At 70.7% G+C, this 6,465-nt stretch carries 4 protein-coding genes; 1 reads left to right on the top strand and 3 read right to left on the bottom strand.

Annotation, left to right across the window (positions count from 1 at the left end):
- Positions 1–80: 80 nt before the first annotated feature.
- The gene (locus tag AA75_RS24895; RefSeq protein WP_033822460.1) at positions 81–2,192 is read right to left on the bottom strand and encodes a type IIA DNA topoisomerase subunit B; all 2,112 of its coding nucleotides are present in this window, start codon (positions 2,190–2,192) and stop codon (positions 81–83) included.
- A gap of 503 nt (positions 2,193–2,695) precedes the next feature.
- Here AA75_RS24895 and AA75_RS24890 point away from each other — a divergent pair.
- Positions 2,696–2,926, top strand: a complete 231-nt coding sequence (locus tag AA75_RS24890; RefSeq protein WP_033822459.1) for a hypothetical protein — start codon at positions 2,696–2,698, stop codon at positions 2,924–2,926.
- Between the two features lie 243 nt (positions 2,927–3,169).
- On the opposite strand, the gene AA75_RS24885 is transcribed toward AA75_RS24890, so the two are convergent.
- Together AA75_RS24885 and AA75_RS24880 are read right to left on the bottom strand one after the other, a co-directional pair.
- Positions 3,170–3,976 (bottom strand): trypsin-like serine protease, encoded by an 807-nt coding sequence (locus AA75_RS24885; protein WP_033822458.1) that lies wholly within the window; start codon positions 3,974–3,976, stop codon positions 3,170–3,172.
- A 356-nt stretch (positions 3,977–4,332) separates the two neighbouring features.
- On the bottom strand, positions 4,333–5,952 hold the full coding sequence (locus AA75_RS24880) for an RNA polymerase sigma factor (RefSeq protein WP_082526808.1): 1,620 nt from the start codon (positions 5,950–5,952) through the stop codon (positions 4,333–4,335).
- Positions 5,953–6,465 lie beyond the last annotated feature (513 nt).

The raw sequence follows: 6,465 nt of genomic DNA, 5'->3' as shown, positions 1-6,465 counted from the left end.
CAGGGGCTCTCCACCCGCGGGTGGAGAGCCCCTGCGCCGTACGGCGGGGCCGGGCCGGCCGGACCGGTCGGCCGGACCGGTCAGGCGTCGATGCGGGAGCGGTCCAAGGTGGCGGCCGAGTTCACGATGAAGTCCCGGCGGGGCGCCACGTCGTTGCCCATCAGCAGGTCGAAGGCCTTCTCCGCGGCCTCCAGGTCACCGAGGTTGATCCGGCGCAGGATGCGGTGGCGCGGGTCCACGGTGGTCTCGGCCAGCTGGTCGGCGTCCATCTCGCCGAGGCCCTTGTAGCGCTGGATCGGGTCCTTCCAGCGCAGCCCCTTGCCCTGGAACTCCAGCAACGTGCGGCGCAGCTCGGAGTCGGAGTAGGTGTAGTGGTACTTCTCCTGGCCGCGCTTGGGGTTGGTGAGTTCGATCCGGTGCAGCGGCGGGACCGCGGCGAACACCCGGCCCTTCTCCACCATCGGGCGCATGTAGCGCTGGAACAGCGTCAGCAGCAGGCAGCGGATGTGCGAGCCGTCGACGTCGGCGTCGGCCATGAAGATGACCTTGCCGTAGCGGGCCTGGTCGATGTCGAAGGACCGGCCGGAGCCGGCTCCTATCACCTGGATGATCGAGGCGCACTCGGCGTTCTTGAGCATGTCGGCCACCGAGGCCTTCTGCACGTTGAGGATCTTGCCGCGGATCGGCAGCAGCGCCTGGAACTCGGAGTTGCGGGCCAGCTTGGCGGTGCCGAGCGCGGAGTCACCCTCCACGATGAACAGTTCGCTGCGGTCGACGTCGTCGCTGCGGCAGTCGGCCAGCTTGGCCGGCAGCGAGCTGGTCTCCAGCGCGGTCTTGCGACGCTGCGCCTCCTTGTGCTGACGGGCTGCGACCCGGGTGCGGGCGGCCGCGACGATCTTCTCCATCACGGCGCGGGCCTGAACCTTCTCGTCCTTCTTGCTGGAGGCGAGGAAGGCCTTGAGCTCCTTGGCGATGACCGCGGCGACGATCCGGTTGGCGGCGGAGGTGCCGAGCACCTCCTTGGTCTGCCCCTCGAACTGCGGCTCCGCGAGGCGCACGGTGACCACCGCGGTGAGCCCTTCGAGCGCGTCGTCCTTGGTGATGTCGTCCTCGGCGACCCGCAGCAGCTTGGCGCTGCGCAGCACCTCGTTGACGGTCTTGGCGAGCGAACGCTCGAAGCCGGTGACGTGGGTGCCGCCCTTGGGGGTGGCGATGATGTTGACGAAGGAGCGCAGGGTGGTGTCGTAGCCGGCGCCCCAGCGCAGCGCGATGTCGACCCCCAGGGTGCGGGTGACCTCGGTCGGGGTCATGTGGCCGAGCTCGTCCAGGACCGGGACGGTCTCCTTGAAGGTGCCCTCGCCCTGGAGCCGCAGGACGTCGCAGACCGGCTTGTCGGGGGCGAGGAACTCGCAGAACTCGCCGATGCCGCCGTCGAAGCGGAAGGTCGCCTCCTCGACCTTCTCGCTCTCCGTCAGCCGTTCGTCACGGACGATGATGGTGAGGCCGGGCACCAGGAAGGCGGTCTGCCGGGCGCGGCTGTGCAGGCTCTCCAGCGAGAGCTTGGCGTCGCGCAGGAAGATCTGCCGGTCGGCCCAGTAGCGGATCCGGGTGCCGGTCCGGCCGCGCGGGGCCTTGCCCTTCTTGGTGAGGCCGTTGCGCGCCTCGAAGGGGGCGTCCGGGCTGAGTTCGGTGAACAGGCCGGGGGTGCCGCGGCGGAAGCTGATCGCGTGGGTGTGGCCGCTGCGGTCCACCTCCACGTCGAGCCGGGCGGACAGCGCGTTGACCACGGAGGCGCCGACGCCGTGCAGTCCGCCGGAGGCGGCGTAGGAGCCACCGCCGAACTTGCCGCCGGCGTGCAGCTTGGTCATCACGACCTCGACCCCGGACAGGCCGGTCTTGGGCTCGACGTCGACCGGGATGCCACGGCCGTTGTCACGCACCTCGACCGAGCCGTCACCGTGGAGCAGCACCTCGATCTTGTCGCAGTAGCCGCCGAGGGCCTCGTCGACGGAGTTGTCGATGATCTCCCAGAGGCAGTGCATCAGACCGCGGCTGTCGGTCGAACCGATGTACATGCCGGGCCGCTTGCGGACGGCCTCCAGGCCCTCCAGGACGAGCAGATGCCGAGCGGTGTAGTTGGAGCCGTCCTCCCCGGCGACCAGAGCGGACGGCACGGACGTTTCAGCACTCACTCGCTGCACTCCTCAATGACGTTCTGACTCGGCTGGCCGGGCGGGGCGGCCGCCCTGGGGGGCGCCCCGCTCTCTCAGCAACTGAGACACCGGCCTCCCGGCTCCGTCCGGCTTGTACGCGCTGCGCGAACAAGACCTTCGTCGGAGTCGTGGGCTCCAGGGTGCCATCTCCACCTGACACCACGGTTCCTGGCGGGGCGTGGGACCGGGAGCAGGCGGCGGAGCTGCTGGGATGCAGGCTATCGGGGCCTGGGACGGGGCTTATGCTCCAACCCAGCAGAGGATTATGCTACGCGGAACCCGGACATCGCTTCGCTAGGACGTTCGAGGCCACCGACGGGTCACCGGATTCGGTACGCATGAACCACCGAAGCCCGGGGCACGTCCTCATCAACAACAACTGCAGAATCCTCGAACCGAGAAAAGCCACGAGCGGGAACGAAATCGACCTGGTTGGATGTTGACCCTGGTACGACAGCTCGTCGAGCTAGAGAAGAGGCGACGTGACTACTGTTCTGACCCCTGCGAGCCCGCTCACCGCGGCAGACCGCTGTGACCGCTGCGGCGCCCAGGCCTACCTGCGCGTTGTCCTCGCGAGCGGCGGAGAGCTGCTCTTCTGCGCCCACCACGGGCGGAAGTTCGAGCCCGAGCTCAAGAAGATTGCCGTGGAAATACAGGACGAGAGCGGCCGGCTGACCGCGACGCCTGCCACGGCCGACAACGACGAGCGCTGACCAAGGCGCTCGCCCCGGCGAGCTGATTCGACCGACCAGGTCGATGAGCCGGTGGACAGGCTGCAGAGCCTGTCCACCGGCTCCGGCGTTTCTCCGGGCACCACGAGTGACGGGCCGCTCACGCGCTGACACCGCGTCGAGTGGCCCTCGCCACATGGCACTCGGCGCATGTCGTGCGGCCCGGGGCGATCCGGCGCCGGCCCGCGTCGGCGACCGGCGGACGGCCCGCGCCGTGGCACTCCGTCACCGGTCGAGCACGGTGCGCATGTCGTCGGCCACCGCGGCGATCCGGGTGTAGACCCCCGGGTGGGCCGCCTCCGCGCAGCCCGTCCCCCAGGAGACCAGTCCGACCAGTCGGCCCGCGACCAGCAGCGGGCCGCCGCTGTCACCCTGGCAGGCGTCCCGGCCTCCCTTCGGGGCGGCCGCGCACACCATCGTCCGGGCGTCGAAAGGGCTGTCGCCACCGGGCGGGTACGCGTGGGAGCAGTCCGTGTCCGCGATCAGCGGCACCTCGACCTCGCGCAGCGTCGGGGAGTACCGACCGCCGCCGGTGGTGTCACCCCAGCCGTAGACCTGCGCCGCGGTACCGGCACGGTACGGCTCGCTCTCGCCCTGGCCGACGACCTGCAGCGACTCACGGCCGGCCTGCGGCTCGGCGAGCGTGACCACCGCGATGTCCCGCTCGTTGGTGGCGAAGCTGTAGCCCTGGTCCACCCACACCTCCCGGACGGCAACCTCGCGGCCGTCCCGGCTGTTCAGGTCGTCCCGGCCGATGATCACCCGCAGGCCGGGCCGGTCGGTCCGGCGGCCGGTGCTCTCGTTGAAGAAGCAGTGCGCCGCCGTCACCACCTTGGTCGGCGAGACCAGCGCGCCACCGCAGAACTGCCCGGAGCGCGCACTGCCGAACTGCTCCCGGCTGGACAGCGCCACCATCCACGGGTGGTCCCTGGTCGTGGTGCTCCACCCGCCGACGATCCGGCGCTGGGCGGCGGCGGGCGCGGCCGCCCCGAGCGTCAGCAGCGGAGCCGGCAACGCGGCCAGTGCGAGCATGGCGACCGCTCTGCGCGAACGGGCGCGGCCGGGGGCGACCGGTGAGAGTCGGGGTGGGCGGGCGTCCGAGCTGGGCAACACCGGGTCTCCCAAAGGTGGTTCGACAGCAGCCAACCGGCACAGCGTAGTCGCCCGGATACGCCGCGTGCCCGAGACTCTCGGCAGGCCACCCGGACGAGTGATCACGGACCGCGGCACATGGGCGTGGCCCCCGCATGCAGCACGCGGACGCCGACCGGCGAAACGCCGAGGAGCCCGGCACGCCCCCTCGCGGGGAAACGTGCCGGGCTCCTCGGGCGAAGCCGTGAGGCCGTGAAGCCATGGAGCCGTACGGCCGCGAAGCCGTACGTCCGTGATCAGTCCAGGTAGTCGCGCAGCACCTGGGACCGCGACGGGTGGCGCAGCTTCGACATGGTCTTCGACTCGATCTGGCGGATGCGCTCACGGGTGACCCCGTACACCTTGCCGATCTCGTCCAGCGTCTTCGGCTGACCGTCCGTCAGGCCGAAGCGCATCGAGACCACGCCGGCCTCGCGCTCGCTGAGCGTGTCGAGCACCGAGTGCAGCTGCTCCTGGAGCAGGGTGAAGGAGACCGCGTCGGCCGGGACGACCGCCTCGGAGTCCTCGATCAGGTCACCGAACTCGCTGTCGCCGTCCTCGCCGAGCGGCGTGTGCAGCGAGATCGGCTCGCGGCCGTACTTCTGGACCTCGATGACCTTCTCGGGGGTCATGTCGAGTTCCTTGGCCAGCTCCTCCGGGGTGGGCTCGCGGCCCAGATCCTGGAGCATCTGGCGCTGCACGCGGGCGAGCTTGTTGATGACCTCGACCATGTGCACCGGGATGCGGATGGTGCGGGCCTGGTCGGCCATGGCGCGGGTGATCGCCTGGCGGATCCACCAGGTCGCGTAGGTCGAGAACTTGTAGCCCTTGGTGTAGTCGAACTTCTCGACCGCACGGATCAGACCGAGGTTGCCCTCCTGGATCAGGTCCAGGAACAGCATGCCGCGGCCGGTGTAGCGCTTGGCCAGCGAGACCACCAGGCGGAGGTTGGCCTCCAGCAGGTGGTTCTTGGCTCGGCGGCCGTCCTCGGCGATGATCTCCAGCTCGCGCTTGAGCTTCGGCGCCAGCTTGTCGGCGGCGGACAGCTTGTCCTCGGCGAACAGGCCGGCCTCGATGCGCTTGGCGAGCTCGACCTCCTGCTCGGCGTTGAGCAGGGGGACCTTGCCGATCTGCTTGAGGTAGTCCTTGACCGGGTCGGCGGTGGCACCGGCGACGGCGACCTGCTGGGCCGGCGCGTCGTCCTCGTCGTCGTCGGAGAGGACGAAGCCCTCCGACTCCTCCTCCGGCTCGGCCTCGGCCTTGTCGGCCGGCAGGGCGGCGTCCTCGACCAGCAGCTCCTCGTCTCCGGCGAGCTCCTCGTCACCACCCTTGCCCGCGGCCTTGGCCGTGGTGGTCTTCTTGGCGGCGGTCTTCTTGGCGGGCGCGGCGGCCTTCTTCGCCACGGCCTTCTTGGCGGGCGCGGCCACGGCCTTCTTCGCGGTGGCACCGATCTCGGTGACCGTCTCGACGACGGTGACCTCGGCGGCCACCGCAGCGGCGACGGCCGCGGCGGACGGGGTCGCCGCGGGGGCGATCCGGACCGGGGGCTTGGTGGGGGCGGACGGCGTGCGCGTGGTGACCGCCTTGGTGGCGGTGCGCTTGGTGGTGCTCTTGGCCGCAACGCTCTTGCGCTTGGCGCCGGCCGGCTCGGCGGCGCTGACCATCAGATCCACCCCCTCCTCAATCAGCACCTGGTTGAGGCTGCGCATGACGTTCTTCCACTTGGTGACCGGGATCTGGTCCGCCTCGAACGCATGGCGCACGTCGTCACCGGCGATCTGCCCCTGGGCCTTGCCCCGCTCGATGAGCGCGAGCAGAGCCGCGGACTCGGCAATCTCGGGGGGGAGCGAACGGGATGTGCTGGCCGACACGAACAACCTCTCGGACGATGAGTGGACTCGAACCCCGGCCCGGCTGCCCGGGGCGGCGGGGTCCCGTCCCGCACGACAGCGCGCGGTGACGGTTCGGACCGACTCGGGGGTGGGGACGTGGACTGGGTCTTTAGGACGGCAGCAGCGCCGCAGACCAACACAGCATTCTGACATGCCTGTGTTGTTCCGGAGCTGCTTCCGCTCCGTACACATCGCTGCCGCTCCTCAAGTGTTACGCATGCTCTTCGTGGCGCCCGTCACATCGCGGCGCGGCGGCTCGCCGGGGGCTGTTCGGGTGGCCGTCCGGGGGAGCTTCACCGGCTGCGGGGGATTCCCTCCGGCCGCCGGCCGGATCCGCGTGCCCGAGGCGCCGACCGCGGCCGCAGGCCCTGCGGCGCCTGCGCCGACCGCTCGGCCCGCGGGGCCGGCGCGGGGGTGGAGCGGAGGTGGACCGGGCGCCGGCGGGCAGGGGCGGAGTGGGAAGCGGGGCGGGCGTGACGTTCCTGCAACGTGTCCGAA

Origin of the sequence: Kitasatospora sp. MBT63, assembly GCF_000710465.2 — a bacterium.
Classification (GTDB): Bacteria; Actinomycetota; Actinomycetes; order Streptomycetales; family Streptomycetaceae; genus Kitasatospora.
The sequence above is the reverse complement of the archived record's forward strand: the minus strand, read 5'-3'. Positions and strand labels throughout refer to the sequence as shown.